The organism is Acinetobacter sp. GD03645 (genome assembly GCF_029845285.1).
GTDB classification, from domain to species: domain Bacteria; phylum Pseudomonadota; class Gammaproteobacteria; order Pseudomonadales; family Moraxellaceae; genus Acinetobacter; species Acinetobacter corruptisaponis.
Genome location: NZ_JAOCLL010000006.1, coordinates 115028 through 132648 on the forward strand (window position 1 = coordinate 115028; position 17621 = coordinate 132648).

The following is a 17621-nucleotide window of genomic DNA, read 5'->3' on the forward strand; positions in this document are numbered from 1 at the left end:
TTTTTGGCTATGATTCAAAATGTATTCAATTTTTTAATGTAATTTTGACGATCAAAATTTATGCTATATTATTTTAATATTATGAGAGGAGTTTGATATGACAACAATTATACTTGATTTACCTGACGATATTGTAGAGCAAGCACGACATGCAGGGTTATTATCATCATCTGCGATCGCAACATTATTAAGACAAGTGATAGCACAACGTCAGGAAAAAACGGTATCGCTGATTGAGGTTATGCAAAACTCACCTTATAAAGAAATTGAGCTAACACAAGTAGAGCCTGAATATTCATCTATTCGGGAAATTAACTTGTGAAAGGTTGGTTGTTAGATACGAATATCCTCTCTGAATTACGTCGTTCCAAGCCTCACCCACAAGTTTTAAAATTTATTGCTGAACAACGTAACGAATCTTTATTTGTGAGTGTGATTACATTCGCTGAGATTCGTTTTGGAATAGAAAGAATTGCTGATATACAAAAACAACAAGCTTTAAGTATTTGGTTGGATAAAGAGTTACGTCCATTTTTTATGAATCGTGTACTTTCTCTTGATGAAGAAATTATATTGAAATGGCGTATTTTATTGGAACAAGGTCGCAAACAAGGGTATACCTACTCACAACCAGATTTATTTATTGCAACAACAGCATTACATTATAATTTAGGTTTGGTAACTCGAAATATCAAAGATTTTGAGAAAATTGATATTCCTTTATGTAATCCTTGGGATAACTAAAATCTTGGTTTAGTTATTTTTATAATTATCCTTCACTTTCACATAATGACGTGCTGAATAAGGTAAAAACTCCAGTTCTTTTTCAGTCAGTGGACGCATTTGTTGTACTGGACTACCAACATAAAGATAACCACTTTTTAATACCTTACGGGGTGGCACCAGACTGCCAGCACCGATCATGACGTCATCTTCAATTATCACATCATCTAAAACAACAGTATTGATTCCGACTAAAACTCGGTTGCCAATGGTGCAACCATGTAAAGTCACATGATGCCCAACCGTCACATCCTCACCAATGATCAGTGGTGAACCATTCGGTTTAGCTTGATTCTTATGACTGACATGCAGCATGCAATGATCCTGTACATTGCTATTTTTGCCAATCTGGATGGAGTTGACATCTCCACGAATCACGGCGAAAGGCCATACTGAAACATTCTCTGCCAGTTTTACGTCACCAATGACCACAGACATTTCATCAATATAACAACTTGGATCAATTTCTGGACGGTGGTCGAGATAAGGGCGGATATTCTTGGTCATGGTCAGTATCAAAATAAAATATGGATGAATTATAAAATAAAAAGGCACCCAGACTAAAGTGTGTGGGTGCCTGATTTGGCAATTCTAAAATTAGAACAAGTTGCTAAAGAACATCTTGATATGGTCAATCATACGGGCAAAGAAGCCAGCTTCTTCCACAGGTTTGAGTGCAACCAGTGGTTTTTCAGCAATCACTTTACCGTCAAGGCTGGCCACCAATTTACCAACGACCTGACCTTTTGCCAAAGGTGCATTCAATTTAGGCTGTACCACAAGCTGGGTCTTGATTTTGTCAGCCTGACCTTTCGGCATGGTCACGTTGAAGTTTTCAGCTAAACCAATCTGAACATCATCTTCCTTACCAAACCAGACCTTGGCTTTTGCAAGCACCTGATTGGCTGGTTGTACATTAGCCGTTTCAAAGTTTGCAAAACCCCAAGCTAAAAGGGTACGTGTCTGATTGGCACGCTCATTCATGCTTGGTGTACCAAAGATCACGGAAATCAGGCGCATTGGACCACGTTTGCTTGATGTGGTGAGGCAGTAACCCGCTTCTTCGGTATGACCTGTTTTGAGGCCATCAACACTTGGGTCAGTGTAAAGCAGGGCATTACGGTTGCCTTGCTTGATGCCGTTAAAGGTAAATTCTTTTTCAGAATAGATTGGATAGTATTTGGAACTGTCCTTGATGATGTGCTGGGCAAGGACCGCCATATCTTTTGCAGTTGAGTAATGTCCTTCCGCTGGCATTCCTGTTGAGTTAATGAAATGGGTGTTCACCATGCCAATGCGTTTGGCTTCCTGGTTCATCATGTGGGCAAATGTGCCTTCATTGCCTGCAACGTGTTCAGCAACCGCCTTGGAGGCATCATTTCCAGACTGGATGATAATACCACGCAGCATTTCCAGAACAGTCGCGGTCCCATTGAGTGGTACATACATACACGATTCAGTGCTGCTACCACGGCACCATGCAGATTCATTCATCCGCACCTGTTCATCTTCAGTCAATTCACCCTTTAAAAGTTTCTGCTCTATGATGTAGCTTGTCATCATTTTTGTCATAGATGCAGGCGCAAGTTTTTCATTTTCGTTTTTGGCAGCGAGAATCTGTCCTGTCTCATAATCCATGAGCACATAGGATTTATTATTTAATTCTGGTGGAGCAGATAGGACAGTTGCTGCATATGAAAAGCTTGGCAAAAGTAGTAATGCAGCAAGAGCGCTTTTTTGAGTCATTCTAGGTGGTTCCAATATCTTGTATGAAGCAGAAGAGCCTAGCATTTTAGGACAAAGCAAAGCCGACTGCTATGGGCGAAGTCGGCTTTTTATCATGCTATTGTAGCAAATCGGTTACTTGGAATAATAATTACGGACATCATCACAGATTTGACGGTTATCTTCATCCGAGGCTACCTTGGCAATGTCACGGGCTTCTTTCAAGGGTTCCTTATATTCCTTGGTTTGCATGCGTTTGCTGAGAATCTCAACCGCATTTTTTTCATTGGATAAATAGGACTTGACCAGGGTGTCGTAGGCCTTGTTGAACTTTAAATCCTTGCCAATCAAGGTTGGGCAAGTTTCAGACAATACATAAATGACCGCAAGTTCCTGTGGGGAAACTTCATCAGACATTGGGGTGACTTCAATCTTTTCAGTTTCAGGCTGTTTGTCTGCTGCAAATGTGGTAGGAACAAAAGTGCTGGCAGCGATGAGGAATGATAAACCTAGTGTTTTTACAACATTTTTCTTCATAAGAAATCAAACTCAAAACAAGACTTAAAGAATTTGAACAACTTATAGCATAAAAACAGATAAAAATTTGTATATTTGCTGTAGGGAATATGGAGAAACTGTGGTTTTAAATATCAATATCTAAAACCACTTTAATGTCTGGATGGCCTGTTTAGCCCTCAAAATTCAATACTTCTTCACATACCGCTTTCTGTTCAGCCTTATCAACCTCTGTGGCAGCTTGACGGGCATCTTTTAGTAAAGTGTTGAATTCACCATCTTTTTGCAGGCTTTCAAGCGAAGCAGACTTGTCCGAGTAGCTCCCCAAATAAGAACCCACCATTTTTTTGATATTCTGGTCAAATTTTGCATTCTTACCGATCAGGTTGGGACACATCTCAATCAGCACTTGTGCATTGGCAATATCATCCTTAATCAATGCATCCGCTTCTTTTACCGAAGCTGCGTCAGCAAAAACTGCTGGTGCCGCAAGAAATGTGAAACTAACCGCTAAAACTCGAACAAAACTGGATAAATGTCTCATGGCTGCATAAATTTCTAATACTATGAAAGTATAAATATATATAATTCAATGAATATTTCAATTGAAAAAACTGCACAGTAATTTTTGAAGAGACAGAACCTTAGTGAATATCTTGATTGCAAATGATGATGGTGTGTTTGCACCTGGACTGCAAGCCTTGGCGCAGGCGTTAAAACCTTTGGGGCGGGTTGTGGTGGTTGCCCCTGAGAGTGAGCGTAGTGGTTATTCAAGCGCCTTAACGCTAGATCGGCCCTTACGTCCCATCCCCATTTCCGAAGATGTCTGGGCTGTCAATGGCACACCTGCGGACTGTGTCTACTTATCCATGAATGGCTTGTTTGATTTCGAATTTGACCTTGTGGTCAGTGGAGTCAACAGTGGTGCCAACCTAGGCGATGATGTTCTATATTCAGGTACGGTTGGGGCTGCATTTGAGGGAAGATTGATGAAACATCCAGCAATTGCCGTGTCTTTGGCGGGTGCAAATGTACGTTCCTATGAACATCCGCAGCATTATGCGCAAGCGGCACAATGGGTGCATGACTTCATTGCCAAAGGACTGCCTGTGTTGCCACCGCGTCATATCTTTAACATTAATATTCCCGATGTTGAGCAGATCAAGGGGGCACAGGTGACTTATCAGGGTCGCCGTGCGCAGTCCAAGCCAATCAGCAGCCATGTTGATCCGCGTGGTCGGCAAGTGTACTGGATTGGGCTTGCTGGAGAGGCGGTGACTGATCCTCAGTCGGCTTCCAGCCATATCCAGTCTGATTTTTTTGCGGTATCGAATGGTTATGTCAGCATCACCCCAATCCAGATGGATGCGACAAATTATGCGGTACTGGACAATCTACATACCTATGTGAATGGACCTGAATAAGCACCTAAATGTTATAACTTTGTGAATATGGAAAGTGAGAACTCGTTTTTTCTCACTTTTTTGGTACTCTTAGGCGCAAATAAGTTAAGGTTTTTTCGATGAGGGCGAAGATGCACTTAAATCATGTTTCGATTTTTCTATCACAAAAAATGATGAAAACAATCGTACTGTCTACGGTGGTAACACTCACAGCGGTGGTTACTGGTTGTGCATCTAAACCGCAGGTGAATGGTGGCGTTCGCAATGTACAGGCACCAAATTACTATACAGTGCGTTCAGGCGACACCTTGAGTGGGATTGCAAATCGCTATGGCCTGAATTATCTGGATATTGCCGCATTGAATGACATTGCGGCGCCATACCGCATCTATGTCAACCAGTCTTTACGCTTAAAGGGTTCTGTGGCGCAGCGTACCACCTCAACCCAGGCGGTTACCCAGGCTGCTCCAATCCAGCGCCAGAGCATTAATTTGCCAGCACAACAGCCAGTGGTTCCAAAACCGCAACCTGTGGTTCCTAGAACTCAGCCTGTTGCTCCAGTGGCCCCCGTAAATCCATCCTCTTCAACTCTGGCATCCAGCCTGCGTTGGGTAAAACCATCAAATGGTGCGGTCATTCAGGGCTTTAATCTTGCGGGTAACGTGAAAGGTATTCGCTATGGCGGCAATGAGGGCGATCCAATATTTGCCGCTGCAAATGGTCAGGTGGTTTATGCTGCGGATGGTCTGAAAGAATATGGAAACTTGGTATTGATCAAGCATATTGACGGTTACATCACGGCATACGCCCATAACAGCAAGATGCTGGTGAAGAGTGGGGACAATGTCACCGCAGGACAAAAAATCGCAGAGATGGGTTCTTCTGGCGCTACCCGTGTGATGCTGGAATTTCAGGTTCGTCTAGATGGTAAACCTGTGAATCCAACAACAGTTTTACCTAATTAGGGTCTGTTGACATTTCAGCCATGCCTTGCGTTATCGGCTAAAACGACATAAACAAGGCATGAAACGTAGACAATGGCGATACCCTTGTCAAGTTTCATAACGCGGTTTAGGGAAGTTTTAGCCATAACCCTACGGGACAGGGACATTTTTTGCCGCTCCTGCGTTATGTCTTGCTTACTTAGAGTTACTAAGTTTCGCAATCCATGCCTTGTACCGTCTAAAAAATGTCCTCTGTCGCAAGCACCTGTGAAATGTTAACAGACCCTACAATGTTATTTAACAAACTTTCAACAATTTGTTAATAATAGCTATTCCACAAATAGACTTTTCTGTATACTAGGCTTGTTTGCTTTTATTAGAACAATAAGCATATTAATAAATTACGAGGGAAGTCTATGTTAGATCAATTGCGTGCAATGGGGGTCTTTGCTTGCGTTGTAGAAAAAAGTTCTTTTAGCGGTGCAGCAAGAGAACTGGGCATTACAACCAGTGCGGTCAGTCAACAAATCCGATCTTTAGAACAAGAAATGGATGTCACCCTACTTCATCGTTCGACCCGAAAACTGAGTCTAACCGAGGCGGGTCAAGCATTCTTTTTGAGCTGTCAGGAAATGCTGGCTGCGGCAGAGCGTGGCAAAATCCGTATTAACGAATTGCGTGATGATCTGGTGGGAGATTTACGTATCGCAACCACGCCTGAGCTGGGTGCGCTGCATGTCATTCCAGCGTTGTCACACTGGATGTCGGCCCATAAGGGATTGGCCATTCATTTTGAAGCAGACCATCGCTATATTGACCTGATTGAAGAGCGTATTGATATTGCGATTCGCATGAGCCTACGGGTGGATGACCACCATGTGACCGCCGTACCTTTGGCTCGGGTGGATCAGGTATTGGTCGCTTCACCAAGTTACCTGAATCAGGCGCCACCGATTACCCGTCCAGAAGACTTGCGTCATCATGAGCTGCTTCCAGTCACCTTAATGCAGAACTATCAGCATTTTGCATTCCGTCACGGTTTAAGTGGGGAAATCGTCAATGTTGACATGAAAACACGTTTGGGCACCAACAATGTTTTTGTGGCAAAATCACTTTGCCAACAGGGACTTGGTCTGGCACGTATTTTATACATGGATATCCAGAAAGAGCTGATTAATGGCACGCTGGTTGAGGTGTTGCCTGACTGGCACATGCCTGCCTATACCTTGCATGCCTTAACCTCCAAGCGTGAACAGTATCCAATGAAAGTACACCGCTGTATTGATGCGTTGAAACAATATTTTGTGCAGTTACCAGGTGGGCGTTCTTTGCAGGGCGTTGCTTGAACTGATCAATAAAACCAAAAAGCGATGCTTAAGAGAGCATGGCTTTTTTATGGATTATTTACGTTTTTTAGCTAAGGCCTTAAGGGTTTTAACCTCGACTACCGTTTCCTCGGGGGCTTTGGTCTCTGTTTCAGCCTTTTTGCTTTTCTTGCGTTTTTTCTTTTTCTTGTGCTGTTCCTCTTCAACAGCCTCGCCATCCTCAATGGCCTGCCAATATTCCAGCTGTTCCATCACGGCGGCATAGATGGAGTTCTTACTGTATCGGCCTTTCTTGTCGAGGGTGCCAACTGGACGAGCCATCAGGATTTCCAGCGCCTGATCAATGGTATCAATCGCATGGACATGGAATTGCCCCGTTTGTACTGCTTCAATCACGTCCTGTCGTAGCATCAGGTGTTGCATGTTCTGGCGTGGAATAATCACCCCTTGTTTGCCTGTAAAGCCTTGCAACTTACAGGCATCAAAGAAGCCCTCAATTTTGGCATTCACCCCACCAATCGGCTGTACTTGACCCAACTGGTTCATTGAGCCTGTAATTGCCCAGGACTGATCAATTGGGATTTGGCAGATCGCGGAAATTAACGCAGAAAGTTCGGCAACGGTGGCACTGTCCCCATCTACCTGTCCATAGCTTTGCTCAAACGCCAAGGCAGCAGAGAAGTGCAGGATTTGTTCACGGCCAAAGTGGGCTTTTAGGAAGCTCGACATGAGCAATACGCCTTTGGCATGCAATGAACCACCCAGCTCTACACTGCGTTCAATATCCAGAATATCGCCACCACCTTGATAAACAGAGGCGGTCAGGCGAGAAGGTAAGCCAAACTCAACATCGGCATAGTGAATCACAGAAAGGGCATTGATTTGACCGAGACGATGCCCAGAAGTTTCAATCAACTGCGTACCACGAGACAGGTCTTGCCAGTAAAGTTCACGTAAATAGCCTAAACGATATTGGCGATGATGCAGGGCCTGGTTGACATGCTGGTCGGTGACAATCTTGTCACCCGCTTTAAAGGCATGGTGATGCGCTTCGCGGATCAGGTCACCAAGGGTTGAGGCATGTAATGATAAAGAGCTTTGATCCTCAGCCTGACGGCTGGAATCAGTAAGCAATGCGGCTAGTGCAGAACGGTCAAAGGGAAGTAATTTATCTGCCTGAACATAGTCAGCAATCAACTGCATATAAGCCTGTTCGTTACTGTCATTACGTTGTAATGTATCGGTAAAGTCGGCACGGATTTTAAAGACACTGCCAAGTTCAGGTTCTACTTCCAGAATTTCATAATAAATTTCAGGTTCGGCTAATAAAACCACTTTAATATCAAGTGGAACAGATGCAGGTTCAATGGAGATGCTGCCTGTGAGGGTGAGCATATGTTCCAGTGAAGAAAGCTTGAGTTGTCCAGATTTTAAGGCACGTTTCAGACCTTGCCACGCATAAGGCTGCTCCAGCAGTTGTTCCGCTTCCAGCATCAAAAAGCCGCCATTGGCCCGATGCAGTGAACCAGGACGAATCAGGGTGAAATCGGTAGTGATCGTACCATTGTGAGTCAGTTGCTCTACATGACCCAGTAAGTTGTAGTGCGTTGGAAAATCTTCAAAAATAACGGGTGCGCCACTATTTGGTTTATTGGCAATAATGACATTGGCCTGATAGCGTGAGGGTACGCGGTTGAACAGTGCAGGGGTAAAGTCATCTTCCTCTTGCTCTAAAATCAACTCAACATTGTCAATGATGTCTTCTGCATATTGTTTTAAATAAATATCGAGACCTTTAACCTCCTTATTTTTGTTTAAAATCAGTTCAATACGGGGCATCACCACCTGGGTGGCAATATCACGGTTTAAGCTGGACACCTGATCCCGTGCATCATCTTCCAGATCGCCCAGATGTAAACCCAAACGTTCCAGTTTTTTCTCCATATAACGCATATTGGAGTTGATTTCAGCACGTTCCTTGCTCGTTAATGCGTTCAGGTCATTTTGGGTGAGTTCATGATATTCATTGTCTTTCAACTGCATCGGAATAAAGACATGCTTGTCATTGCGGGAAATCAATTTTAAATCGAGTTCCTCGCCCTCTTTGGTCAGTTCAACCAGTGCCTGTTGCTGTACATCACCCGTATCCTGACGGATACGTTCAATACGGTTGTGATATGTTTCCGCACTAAAACGGCGTTCCAACTGCTTTAAGATAACTTGCCATGCCTGCTGCAAGGCATTTTGGAATTTAGTGCCTTGTCCCGCTGGAAAGCGCAAGGCAATCGGTTGTCTTGGATTCTTGAAATTATTGACGTAGACCCAGTCATCAGGGGTAGGCATGGTTTTGGCGTGCTGTTGGAGCAAACGCTTGATCATGGTTCGTTTACCAAGACCAGCCGTACCCACGGCAAAAATGTTATAGCCTGAATAGGGTAAAGAAATCCCTGCTTCGACTGAGGCGCGGGCGCGATCCTGTCCTAAAAAATTATTCAGTGGCTTAATTCGTTTGGTTGAACTTGGAATTTCAGCCAAATCTGGCGTATGCGTCAGTTGGTGTGCATGTAATGCCGTTTTAAGTAGGGTTGCCTGGATGTCCGTCTGTTCAAAAGCACTTGGAAATGAATTGATTTTTGCTGTAATCGTGTTTGTTGGTGTTGAAGATAAAGTTGTTGCAGTCATTTGATCGAGTTTTTGGGTCACTATTGCTATCCAACAAATAAAACGAAATGTGGGTAATTAACGTTATACGGGTTTAACCCCAAAGATCAAGCGAACTTGTGTTTTTTATCGACAAAACAAAACAATGACTTTATTTGATTGCATAAAGCAACTTGCAAGCAGGCGCAAGACACGATTGAATAGGCACATTCACGCATGTTCATGGAAAATAATAACCAATGACAACTCAAGCCACTGGGTGGGCATCTGCATTTAAGGCATTTTGGGATCGCCGTGCCCTGATTATGTTATTTCTGGGTTTCTCGGCAGGGATTCCGATTCTACTGATTTTTTCCAGTTTATCGCTGTGGCTGGGTGAGGCTGGCATTGATAAGAGTGCAGTGACCTTTTTTAGTTGGGCTGCCTTGGGTTATTCCTTTAAGTTTGTGTGGGCACCCTTAATTGATGAATTGCCTGTGCCGTTCTTGACCAAAACTTTGGGTCGTCGTCGGGCCTGGCTGCTGATTGCCCAGTGTTTAATTATCTGTGCAATTTGTATCATGGCATTTTCTGACCCAGCACTTGGGCAAGGCTATTTGGTTCAAATGGCAGTGGGTGCGGTTCTATTGGGGTTTTCAGCGGCAACACAGGACATTGTGATTGATGCCTACCGTATTGAGCTTGCTGAAACTGAAATGCAAACGGTTTTGGCTTCGACCTATAACGCTGGTTATCGCATCGGGATGATCGTTGCAGGTGCAGGTGCATTATTTTTAGCGGCTTATATGGGAACCGCAAAAGGCAACTACATCTATGAGGCCTGGAAATATACCTATTTAACCATGGCTGCCGTCATGGTGGTTGGAATTGTGACTACCCTCATTATTCGTGAACCACAAGTCAATCGTGTCTATAAACATTATAAAACCACAGACTATTATCGCTTGGTATTTGTGTTCTTTATTGCCGTGGCAACCTTTGTGGTGAGCTATATCTATTCAGGCAATGTCACGGAAGCAATGACTAAATCCGCGGCGATTAAAGACACCGCCGCATTGTTTGGCTTGGAGGCATTGCGCTTTTTAACCGCCACAGCAGCAGCGCTATTTGTAGGCACTACATTGGTGAAAATGGGTGTCGTCAATCAGCAGATGGCAAAAGAAACATGGGTTGCGCCCATTCTGGATTTCTTTAAACGCTATGGCGTAAAACTGGCTTTGGTTTTATTACTGTTGATTGGTTTCTTCCGTATCTCTGACATTATTGCAGGGGTGATTTCCAATGTGTTCTATCAGGACCTGAACTTTAGTAAAGAGCAGATTGCCGAAGCGGTCAAGATTTATGGTGTTCTGTTTAGTTTGGTGGGGGGCTTTCTGGGAGGGCTACTCGCGCAGCGCATGAACATTATGAAGCTGATGTTTGTCGGTGCGGTGTTGGCAAGCTCAACCAACCTGATTTTTATCGGTCTGGTTAAATCTGGAAAACCACTGGATCAGGTTGAAGTGCAAGTCGGTAGTCAACATTATCAGGTACTGGCGGATGAGGTGGGTTACTGGAAATTAGATGTTCCAACTCAGGTTCTGAGTAAGGCGAAACAAATTGAGGTCACAGCATCCTATTTAGATAAAGACAATGAGCCACCTGTGGTCATTGCCCAGCCTTATTTGGTGGGTGATGGCAAGAGTGCAGCTATGCAATTGTTGCCTGTAACCAGTAATAATCAAATTACCTTGCATGAGCATAACAGCAGCATCGTCGTCAAAGGTCAATATTTCGGTGAGCCTTTAACAGCCACCCAGAAGATTGTGATTGATTTGGACGGGGAAAGTTTTGATGCAAAACTGGATAAAAATGGGGTTTTTAGCGCAGTTGTTGGTGCAGATAAACTGCTGGCTTCACCCTCCAAACAGCTTAAAGCACAGTTGCTGGATGGAGAGCGTAGCCTGTTATCTACCGCACATCACTATCAGGCAAATAGTCATCTGACACTGAACAATGAACTTGATGTTGATATGCAGGACATACCATTGATTGACCCGAAATCAACCCAGAATGTTGAGATCAAGGGTAAGGTGATTAAAAGCTACAGCTCTTTATGGCTGTATATGGCGATTATTATCGATAATTTGGCCTCAGGTTTGGCGGGAGCGGCCTTTATCGCATTCCTATCCAGTCTGACTAGTGTGTCATTTACAGCGGTTCAATATGCAATTTTTAGTTCCCTGATGACACTTACCCCTAAATTATTAGGGGGATATTCAGGAACAATCGTCAGCAATATCGGTTATCCAAATTTCTTTTTGATGACCACATTGATTGGTATTCCCATTTTAATTTTAGTGGTTTGGGTTGCGAAACTGTTGCGTGACCATGAAAACCAGATAACACAGCAGAAAGGTGAATAACGATGCGCATGTTACATACGATGCTACGAGTAGGCAATTTAGAACGGTCGTTAAAGTTCTATACTGAAGTGCTTGGTATGAAATTGCTACGCCAGCGTGACTATGAAGAGGGCCGCTTTACATTGGCCTTTGTTGGTTATGGCGATGAAGAACACAATACTGTTCTTGAGTTAACCCATAACTGGGATACATCAAGCTATGATCTTGGCAATGCTTATGGTCATATTGCGATTGGTGTTGATGATGCCTATAAGGCATGTGAGGAGATCAAGGCCCGTGGTGGTAAGGTGGTGCGTGAGGCTGGCCCGATGAAAGGTGGCGTAACAGTCATCGCCTTTGTTGAAGATCCAGATGGCTATAAGGTCGAGTTGATCCAGCAGGATCAGGATGCTCGTAACAACTAAAATCTGTTCGATTCAGGCTAAGATTTCTTATTGAAAGCACTGGCTTTATTTAAATAGCCCAGTATGATGATTTGATCAAACGGTCAATCATTATATTGGGCTTTATATTTATTGGTATAGGTAGGGATGGGTTATGTTGAAGTTATTGGCACTGGATCGCTTTACAATATTATTGGTTGTCATGGTGGTATTGGCGTCCTTTATTCCAGTATCAGGTCAGCTTGCACATTATTTTAATATTCTCACAACTGTCGCAATTGCTATCCTGTTCTTTTTACATGGTGCAAAACTCTCACGTGAAGCAGTGGTTGAGGGGATGTTGCACTGGAAAATGCATGCCTTGGTATTTGCCTTTACTTTTGTGATTTTCCCAGCTATTGGGTTACTGGCAAAACCCATTTTGGAACCTCTTTTAGGTCAGGAGTTGTATTGGGGTTTCCTGTTTATGTGCTTCCTGCCATCAACAGTACAGTCCTCCATTGCATTTACCTCAATGGCAAAGGGTAATGTTGCTGGGGCAGTGTGTAGCGCATCTTTCTCCAATATCATTGGTATGTTTATTACGCCAATTCTAGTCAGCTATTTTATTCTCGGGCAAAGCCAGCATGATTTTGATCCAACCAAGTCAATTATTCAAATCACCTTATTGTTACTGGTTCCTTTTATTTTGGGGCAGTTATTACGTCCTTATGTTTTTCCTTATATGCTTAAGCTGCCAAGTCTGGTAAAGGCTTTTGATCAGGGTTCCATCTTGATGGTGGTGTATGGTGCTTTTAGTAGTGCCGTGGTGGCTGGTTTATGGCATCAGGTGAGTGGCTTGACGCTGCTTTATTTAACAGTTGCATGTTCTGTTCTGCTGACTGTGGTGATGTTGCTTGCTTTATATCTGCCCAAATGGCTGGGCTTTAACCGTGCCGATCAAATCACCATTTTCTTTTGTAGTTCCAAGAAAACACTGGCCAGTGGTGTCCCGATGGCACAAATCCTGTTTATTGGACAGCCACTGGGGATGATTGTGTTGCCAATTATGATTTTCCACCAAGTTCAGTTGATGGTGTGTGGGGTAATCGCCAATCACTGGTCAAAATCAGGTCAGGAATAGTTCGCAAAATTTAATTTATTGGCGTATAATACTCGCCACTTGTTGGCTTTGCCCTGACCTGGAGTCTCGGTGAGTCAAAAGAAATGGTCTGTTGTGGTGTTGATCTGCGAGTGTGAAAACACTTTGCTTTCCTCATGTTGAGAGTGATCAATTGCGATAACAGTTTAAGCCTTTCTTACTAAATAGGAGCATCGACCATGCGCGCCGATATTCACCCTAAATACCAAACATTAGTTGCGACCTGTTCATGTGGTAACGTGATCGAAACTCGTTCTGCGCTTGGTAAAGAAACAATTTACCTTGACGTATGTTCAGCTTGCCACCCATTCTATACTGGTAAACAAAAGAATGTGGACACTGGCGGTCGTATCGACAAATTCAAGCAACGTTTCTCTGGTATGTCACGTTCTATCAAACGTTAATATCGAGAAAACAAAAAAACGGGCATATTGCCCGTTTTTTTATGATTATAATTTCTAGACATAGGGCGTATTGAATACGCCCTATGTGAATTTATTGGTCTTGCACGTCCGTTAAACGGTCCAGTTTCTTCTGGAAATAGTTACCCTGTAAGAAACGGGCCTCTACATTCCATGCATTGGCAAACTGGTTCATGTCATTGAGTTCAGTCAGGAAAATCTCAACAGGTTTTTGGGCAATAAAATGCAGAATCTTTTCCTGTAGTACTGCCATCTCTTTTTCAGACCCCAGCATTTTTGCCAGCTTGCTATGGAAGCTGAGATATTGGGTATCAATCTGTTGAAGTATGCTGTCACTATACAATGAGTCGCCAAAACCACGGATGGAAATCTCTGCACCATGTTGTCGCAGTAAGGCAATTTGTGGCTGTGCCTGAGACAGGTTCTGCTGTAGGGCCTGCTCTGAGAATTGCAGAATCAGTGGATGAGCCTGTTTACTGCCAATAATGGTAAGTAACTTCGCAACCAACTCAGGCAGTTTCTTGTCATTTAATAAGATATGGTGATTGAGGTTTACAATCAATTTCGCTTTAGGGTACTGGGTAATGAAGTTGTGCAACTGCTTGCATGCCTCAACCAGTATCCAGCGGTCCAGTTGAACCGATAATTCAGGGTCATCCTTTAAATCACCCAAGTCAGTGATATCCTGCCATTGATTGTTATGGATAAAACCACCCGATACTTCATAGGTATGGGTATGTTGATCCTGCTTGTCATAAAGTTGCTGGTATTTTAGGTGAATATCACCTGCATCCAGTTTTTGCCTGAGTTCCTGTAACAGGCTTAACTCTACATTGGTTGGAATATGTTCGGTTGTTAAACCAATATCCGCATCAATTTTCGGGCTATCAATGGTTGGCAAACCAAGTGAGAACGCCTTGGTCAGGATCTGTTCAAGACTGGCTTCATCCGCAATTGGCTGGGCAAGCTCACTGTAGCCCAGTTTTAGATGAAGAGGGAATGTATAATTCTCAGTCACCAGTAACTGTGGTTTTTGCAGGCTATTCAATCCAATCAGCAGTGAGTTGAGTACATGGGTTGATTCTGCCTGAAACAAGGCAACATAAAGCGCATGGTCCACCTGACAGACAGGAACATTGACCTGTTCCTTAATAAAACCTGCAATGTTGGCGAAATAGGCCTTGGTGGCACGCCAGTCAGTCTGGAATACTTCGTTTGGACAGCTATTAAGGCTAAATAAAACCAGTGCATTGGCATTGGCTGGGTGGTTTGCAAGCTGTCGGTTGATTTGTTGCAGGGCTGTGTTCAGGCCTGAGATTTTTTCAGAGGAAGTAACGGCTGGTATAGTCGCTGAAGACTGACTGGTGGACTCACATTCGATGTTCAGCTGGATTTCATCCTCATTTCCCGAAGGAATGAACTCAACCTGTAACGCACTGTTTTTTACACTTGGGTTTTGGGTGCGAAGTTCAAAACGCCCTTGTTCGAACTGTCCCTGTGAAATTTTCTTAAAACGCAGTTTAAACTGACTCAGGTCTTGAGGCTGCAAAACGTCCAGAATGGGCAGGCCAATTAAATCATCTGCGTTGCTGAACCCAAAAAGCTGTGCATATTCGGTGTTGGCCGTAATATGAATGCCTTCCTGCAAAATTGCGACCGCTTTATGGGTTTCTGCAACCAGTGACTGCGCCTGGGTTTGTGCCGCTTCCAATTCACTGAGTAGGCGATGTTCCGCCTGAACCAAACGGCTATAGGACAGGGCCCGAATAATACTGATATAAAAATTTTCAGGTGATTTAAGATTTAGGACATCATAAATCCCTTTATGAATATAAGTTTGATATTGATCAGCTTTGTAGTCATCTGGTTCAAGTAACAGTACAGGCAGGCTAGGCTGTGACGATGCCTGAATCAGTGAAAGAGTCTGTTCAATCTTTAGGTCGTATGCACGTCCAAAAATAACCATATCCCAGGGAAGATTCAGCTGTTTTTCAAATGTTTTGAGGTCATCAAGCAAGGTTGCCTTAACCTGATGTTCCTGATTGGAGAATAACTCCAGAATCTGGTTATAACGTAACTGGTTGTCATCAATAATGAGTAAGCGGGTTTCAGTTCGTTTTAACTTTTTAGAGAGTAAAGAATTTCTCACTTCAATGCTTCCCATAAATCTTGATCATTGGTATCCATATTCTTTTGTGCCATGAATTTATGAAGAATGGACTGTTCATCTTCATTTAGCAGTTCAAAATCAAATTGAACAAAACTCTGGGTAATTAATTGGGCGTTTAATAAATACACTTTTACTTCCTCTTTCCCCAATCTTAAATGAATCGCCTGTTGTTCCCGAAAAATTTGTGAACCAGGTAAAATTAAAGTTGTTTTGGTTTCATCCAGATTCTGGTTTTTTAATAAAAGTGCTGGATGATAGTTACTGACATGCCGATCGGCCTGAATGCGTACAGCACATGGGAAGATTTCCTGCGCAAGAACTTCCAGACCAAGTTCCAGACTTTTCTCAGTTGACTGCTTAAGCCAGCGAATCACCCCACCACGCCAGTGTCCATGTGAGGTTTCCTTGACCAGAATGTATTCACCTGTTCTTAAATTCTTGGGAGCTTCCCCCGACCATTTAATGCGGTAGCCATTAACACTGATATCCAGTATATCGGATTGGTAAACTGCCTTGCTTTCACGACTTAGGCGTTGAATGCTTGATTCTTCATTATTTCCAGAAAGCTTTTTATCCCAGGCAGACATAAACTTTGATTCGTTTTGTAAATTAAAGTGATGCTCTAGTAATAAGGTTTCTGAAAAGTTCTTTGCCTTGGAAAGATAAAAGTGCGCTGTCAGCAAACCAAAACAGATATGCAACTGGGCTGAATATTCATAACGTTCATGACGACGCTCTGCTGTGGTTCCAAGAATGGTCTGAACATGGAACTTAAGTGCAGGGGTCAGGTAAATTTTTTCATTCTTGGAAATATATTCAGCATTTTTATGCAATGTTGCCGTGACATGGTCCAGCAAAGTATTGGTGCTAATAAAAACATTGGGATTAAAACCTGAGCTTTGCTTTTTATTATAGATTGGTGGGTGGTCCTTGGTGGTGTCCACGACATATTTGGTCAGGTCAGTCTCTTTAGACAGGATTTGAACCATTTTTGCCCAGTCAAAACTACACTGGAACAATGCTTGAATTTCAGACTGGCGAATCTGGTTGGTATTAAAAATATCCATCAAAATCAGCTGGGCATAGGCCTGGGAAATATTGCTGAGAGAGTTGGGTTTGCCACCCTGAATCTGTTCCAGATTGGTCTGATGATATTTATGGGTGAGTGCAGCCTCATAAAGTTGATGGGAAATCAGCCATTGTCCTGCAACAGGTTCACTATAGAGCATATGTTGCTGATAGAGCAGTTGGGTCAGCTGCTGCAAGGCCTGAAAGGTTGCCAAGGTTCTGGCAGTTTGTAAGTTCTTTTTCTGGTTTAGCGCAAAGATTGAAAATTTTTGATTGTCGAGCTGGTCACTACTACGGCGCACAATATTAATATAGATTGCCGCAAAATAGCAGCGTAACAACATGGCCAGTTCAATGATGTGTTCATTACGGTCTGAACTGATGACACCCTGGTTAAAAAAATTCTTTTCCAAGCTACCCAATACATTTTCAATTGTCGGATGTAAAATTTGTACCAGATCAAAACGCAGTGTCTCAGAACACTCAAGTTCGCTGAGTTCTAACAGGGCTGCAAATAGTGCTTTGGAGGTATCTCCCAACTGCATGATGGACAGGTTGGAAATCCATTCATTCAAGCTTTTTGAATTGGTGTCGCAAAAGCTTAGTTTATCCCGTCTCAAGACAGTTGGAATTTGAAATATATCCGAAAAAGCATTATTCATCATTGTGTTATCA

General features: G+C 43.1%; 16 protein-coding genes. 9 read left to right on the top strand and 7 right to left on the bottom strand.

Annotated elements, in window-relative coordinates:
- Window positions 1–97: 97 nt before the first annotated feature.
- Together N5J47_RS06515 and N5J47_RS06520 are read left to right on the top strand one after the other, a co-directional pair.
- A complete protein-coding gene (locus N5J47_RS06515; protein ID WP_279960653.1) occupies window positions 98–322 on the top strand; it encodes a hypothetical protein in 225 nt (74 codons plus the stop codon).
- Window positions 319–744, top strand: a complete 426-nt coding sequence (locus N5J47_RS06520; RefSeq protein WP_279960654.1) for a type II toxin-antitoxin system VapC family toxin — start codon at window positions 319–321, stop codon at window positions 742–744. The genes N5J47_RS06515 and N5J47_RS06520 overlap by 4 nt, the downstream gene beginning before the upstream one ends.
- 9 nt (window positions 745–753) lie before the next feature.
- Here N5J47_RS06520 and N5J47_RS06525 read toward each other — a convergent pair whose 3' ends face one another.
- The 4 genes from N5J47_RS06525 to N5J47_RS06540 form a co-directional block, all read right to left on the bottom strand.
- Complete coding sequence (locus N5J47_RS06525; protein WP_279960655.1) at window positions 754–1290, bottom strand: gamma carbonic anhydrase family protein; 537 nt, start codon at window positions 1288–1290, stop codon at window positions 754–756.
- Between the two features lie 90 nt (window positions 1291–1380).
- The gene (gene dacC, locus N5J47_RS06530; RefSeq protein ID WP_267979086.1) at window positions 1381–2529 is read right to left on the bottom strand and encodes a D-alanyl-D-alanine carboxypeptidase PBP5/6; all 1149 of its coding nucleotides are present in this window, start codon (window positions 2527–2529) and stop codon (window positions 1381–1383) included.
- Between the two features lie 114 nt (window positions 2530–2643).
- Window positions 2644–3045: a hypothetical protein gene (locus N5J47_RS06535; protein ID WP_279960656.1), complete on the bottom strand. Its 402-nt coding sequence runs from the start codon at window positions 3043–3045 to the stop codon at window positions 2644–2646.
- 151 nt (window positions 3046–3196) lie between these two features.
- Window positions 3197–3568: a hypothetical protein gene (locus N5J47_RS06540; RefSeq protein WP_267979088.1), complete on the bottom strand. Its 372-nt coding sequence runs from the start codon at window positions 3566–3568 to the stop codon at window positions 3197–3199.
- A gap of 103 nt (window positions 3569–3671) precedes the next feature.
- On the opposite strand from N5J47_RS06540, the gene surE reads away from it, so the two are divergent.
- The 3 genes from surE to N5J47_RS06555 all read left to right on the top strand — a co-directional run bounded on the left by surE (window position 3672) and on the right by N5J47_RS06555 (window position 6717).
- Window positions 3672–4448 carry a 5'/3'-nucleotidase SurE gene (surE, locus tag N5J47_RS06545; RefSeq protein WP_279960657.1) on the top strand — a complete coding sequence of 259 codons (777 nt, stop codon included), beginning with the start codon at window positions 3672–3674 and terminating at the stop codon, window positions 4446–4448.
- A 110-nt stretch (window positions 4449–4558) separates the two neighbouring features.
- Entirely contained in the window at window positions 4559–5392 is an 834-nt protein-coding gene (locus N5J47_RS06550; RefSeq protein WP_279960658.1) for a peptidoglycan DD-metalloendopeptidase family protein, read from the top strand.
- Between the two features lie 395 nt (window positions 5393–5787).
- Window positions 5788–6717 carry a LysR family transcriptional regulator gene (locus N5J47_RS06555; protein ID WP_267979091.1) on the top strand — a complete coding sequence of 310 codons (930 nt, stop codon included), beginning with the start codon at window positions 5788–5790 and terminating at the stop codon, window positions 6715–6717.
- 54 nt (window positions 6718–6771) lie between these two features.
- Here N5J47_RS06555 and N5J47_RS06560 read toward each other — a convergent pair whose 3' ends face one another.
- Entirely contained in the window at window positions 6772–9399 is a 2628-nt protein-coding gene (locus tag N5J47_RS06560) for an ATP-binding protein (RefSeq protein ID WP_279960659.1), read from the bottom strand.
- A gap of 197 nt (window positions 9400–9596) precedes the next feature.
- Between N5J47_RS06560 and N5J47_RS06565 the strand changes: the two genes are divergently transcribed.
- From N5J47_RS06565 to rpmE, 4 genes are all read left to right on the top strand, one after another.
- On the top strand, window positions 9597–11762 hold the full coding sequence (locus N5J47_RS06565; protein WP_279960660.1) for an MFS transporter: 2166 nt from the start codon (window positions 9597–9599) through the stop codon (window positions 11760–11762).
- A 2-nt stretch (window positions 11763–11764) separates the two neighbouring features.
- Window positions 11765–12166, top strand: coding sequence for a lactoylglutathione lyase (gene gloA / locus N5J47_RS06570; RefSeq protein WP_279960661.1), 402 nt, complete (start codon window positions 11765–11767; stop codon window positions 12164–12166).
- 133 nt (window positions 12167–12299) lie between these two features.
- Entirely contained in the window at window positions 12300–13268 is a 969-nt protein-coding gene (locus tag N5J47_RS06575) for a bile acid:sodium symporter (protein ID WP_279960662.1), read from the top strand.
- Window positions 13269–13465: 197 nt separating this feature from the next.
- Window positions 13466–13690: a 50S ribosomal protein L31 gene (gene rpmE / locus N5J47_RS06580; protein ID WP_004679402.1), complete on the top strand. Its 225-nt coding sequence runs from the start codon at window positions 13466–13468 to the stop codon at window positions 13688–13690.
- A 91-nt stretch (window positions 13691–13781) separates the two neighbouring features.
- Here the strand turns inward: rpmE and N5J47_RS06585 are convergent, their stop codons facing one another.
- Both N5J47_RS06585 and N5J47_RS06590 read right to left on the bottom strand, forming a co-directional pair.
- Entirely contained in the window at window positions 13782–15872 is a 2091-nt protein-coding gene (locus N5J47_RS06585; protein WP_279960663.1) for an EAL domain-containing protein, read from the bottom strand.
- On the bottom strand, window positions 15854–17611 hold the full coding sequence (locus N5J47_RS06590) for a GTPase (RefSeq protein WP_267979097.1): 1758 nt from the start codon (window positions 17609–17611) through the stop codon (window positions 15854–15856). Before N5J47_RS06590 ends, N5J47_RS06585 begins: the two co-directional genes overlap by 19 nt.
- Window positions 17612–17621: the final 10 nt, after the last annotated feature.

Excerpts from the sequence above, each read along its gene's own strand:
- N5J47_RS06515 (WP_279960653.1), top strand. The coding sequence starts at position 98 with ATGACAACAATTATACTTGATTTACCTGACGATATTGTAGAGCAAGCA.
- N5J47_RS06525 (WP_279960655.1), bottom strand. The coding sequence starts at position 1,290 with ATGACCAAGAATATCCGCCCTTATCTCGACCACCGTCCAGAAATTGAT.
- dacC (WP_267979086.1), bottom strand. The coding sequence starts at position 2,529 with ATGACTCAAAAAAGCGCTCTTGCTGCATTACTACTTTTGCCAAGCTTT.
- N5J47_RS06535 (WP_279960656.1), bottom strand. The coding sequence starts at position 3,045 with ATGAAGAAAAATGTTGTAAAAACACTAGGTTTATCATTCCTCATCGCT.
- N5J47_RS06540 (WP_267979088.1), bottom strand. The coding sequence starts at position 3,568 with ATGAGACATTTATCCAGTTTTGTTCGAGTTTTAGCGGTTAGTTTCACA.
- N5J47_RS06550 (WP_279960658.1), top strand. The coding sequence starts at position 4,559 with ATGCACTTAAATCATGTTTCGATTTTTCTATCACAAAAAATGATGAAA.
- N5J47_RS06555 (WP_267979091.1), top strand. The coding sequence starts at position 5,788 with ATGTTAGATCAATTGCGTGCAATGGGGGTCTTTGCTTGCGTTGTAGAA.
- N5J47_RS06565 (WP_279960660.1), top strand. The coding sequence starts at position 9,597 with ATGACAACTCAAGCCACTGGGTGGGCATCTGCATTTAAGGCATTTTGG.
- gloA (WP_279960661.1), top strand. The coding sequence starts at position 11,765 with ATGCGCATGTTACATACGATGCTACGAGTAGGCAATTTAGAACGGTCG.
- N5J47_RS06575 (WP_279960662.1), top strand. The coding sequence starts at position 12,300 with ATGTTGAAGTTATTGGCACTGGATCGCTTTACAATATTATTGGTTGTC.
- rpmE (WP_004679402.1), top strand. The coding sequence starts at position 13,466 with ATGCGCGCCGATATTCACCCTAAATACCAAACATTAGTTGCGACCTGT.
- N5J47_RS06585 (WP_279960663.1), bottom strand. The coding sequence starts at position 15,872 with ATGGGAAGCATTGAAGTGAGAAATTCTTTACTCTCTAAAAAGTTAAAA.
- N5J47_RS06590 (WP_267979097.1), bottom strand. The coding sequence starts at position 17,611 with ATGATGAATAATGCTTTTTCGGATATATTTCAAATTCCAACTGTCTTG.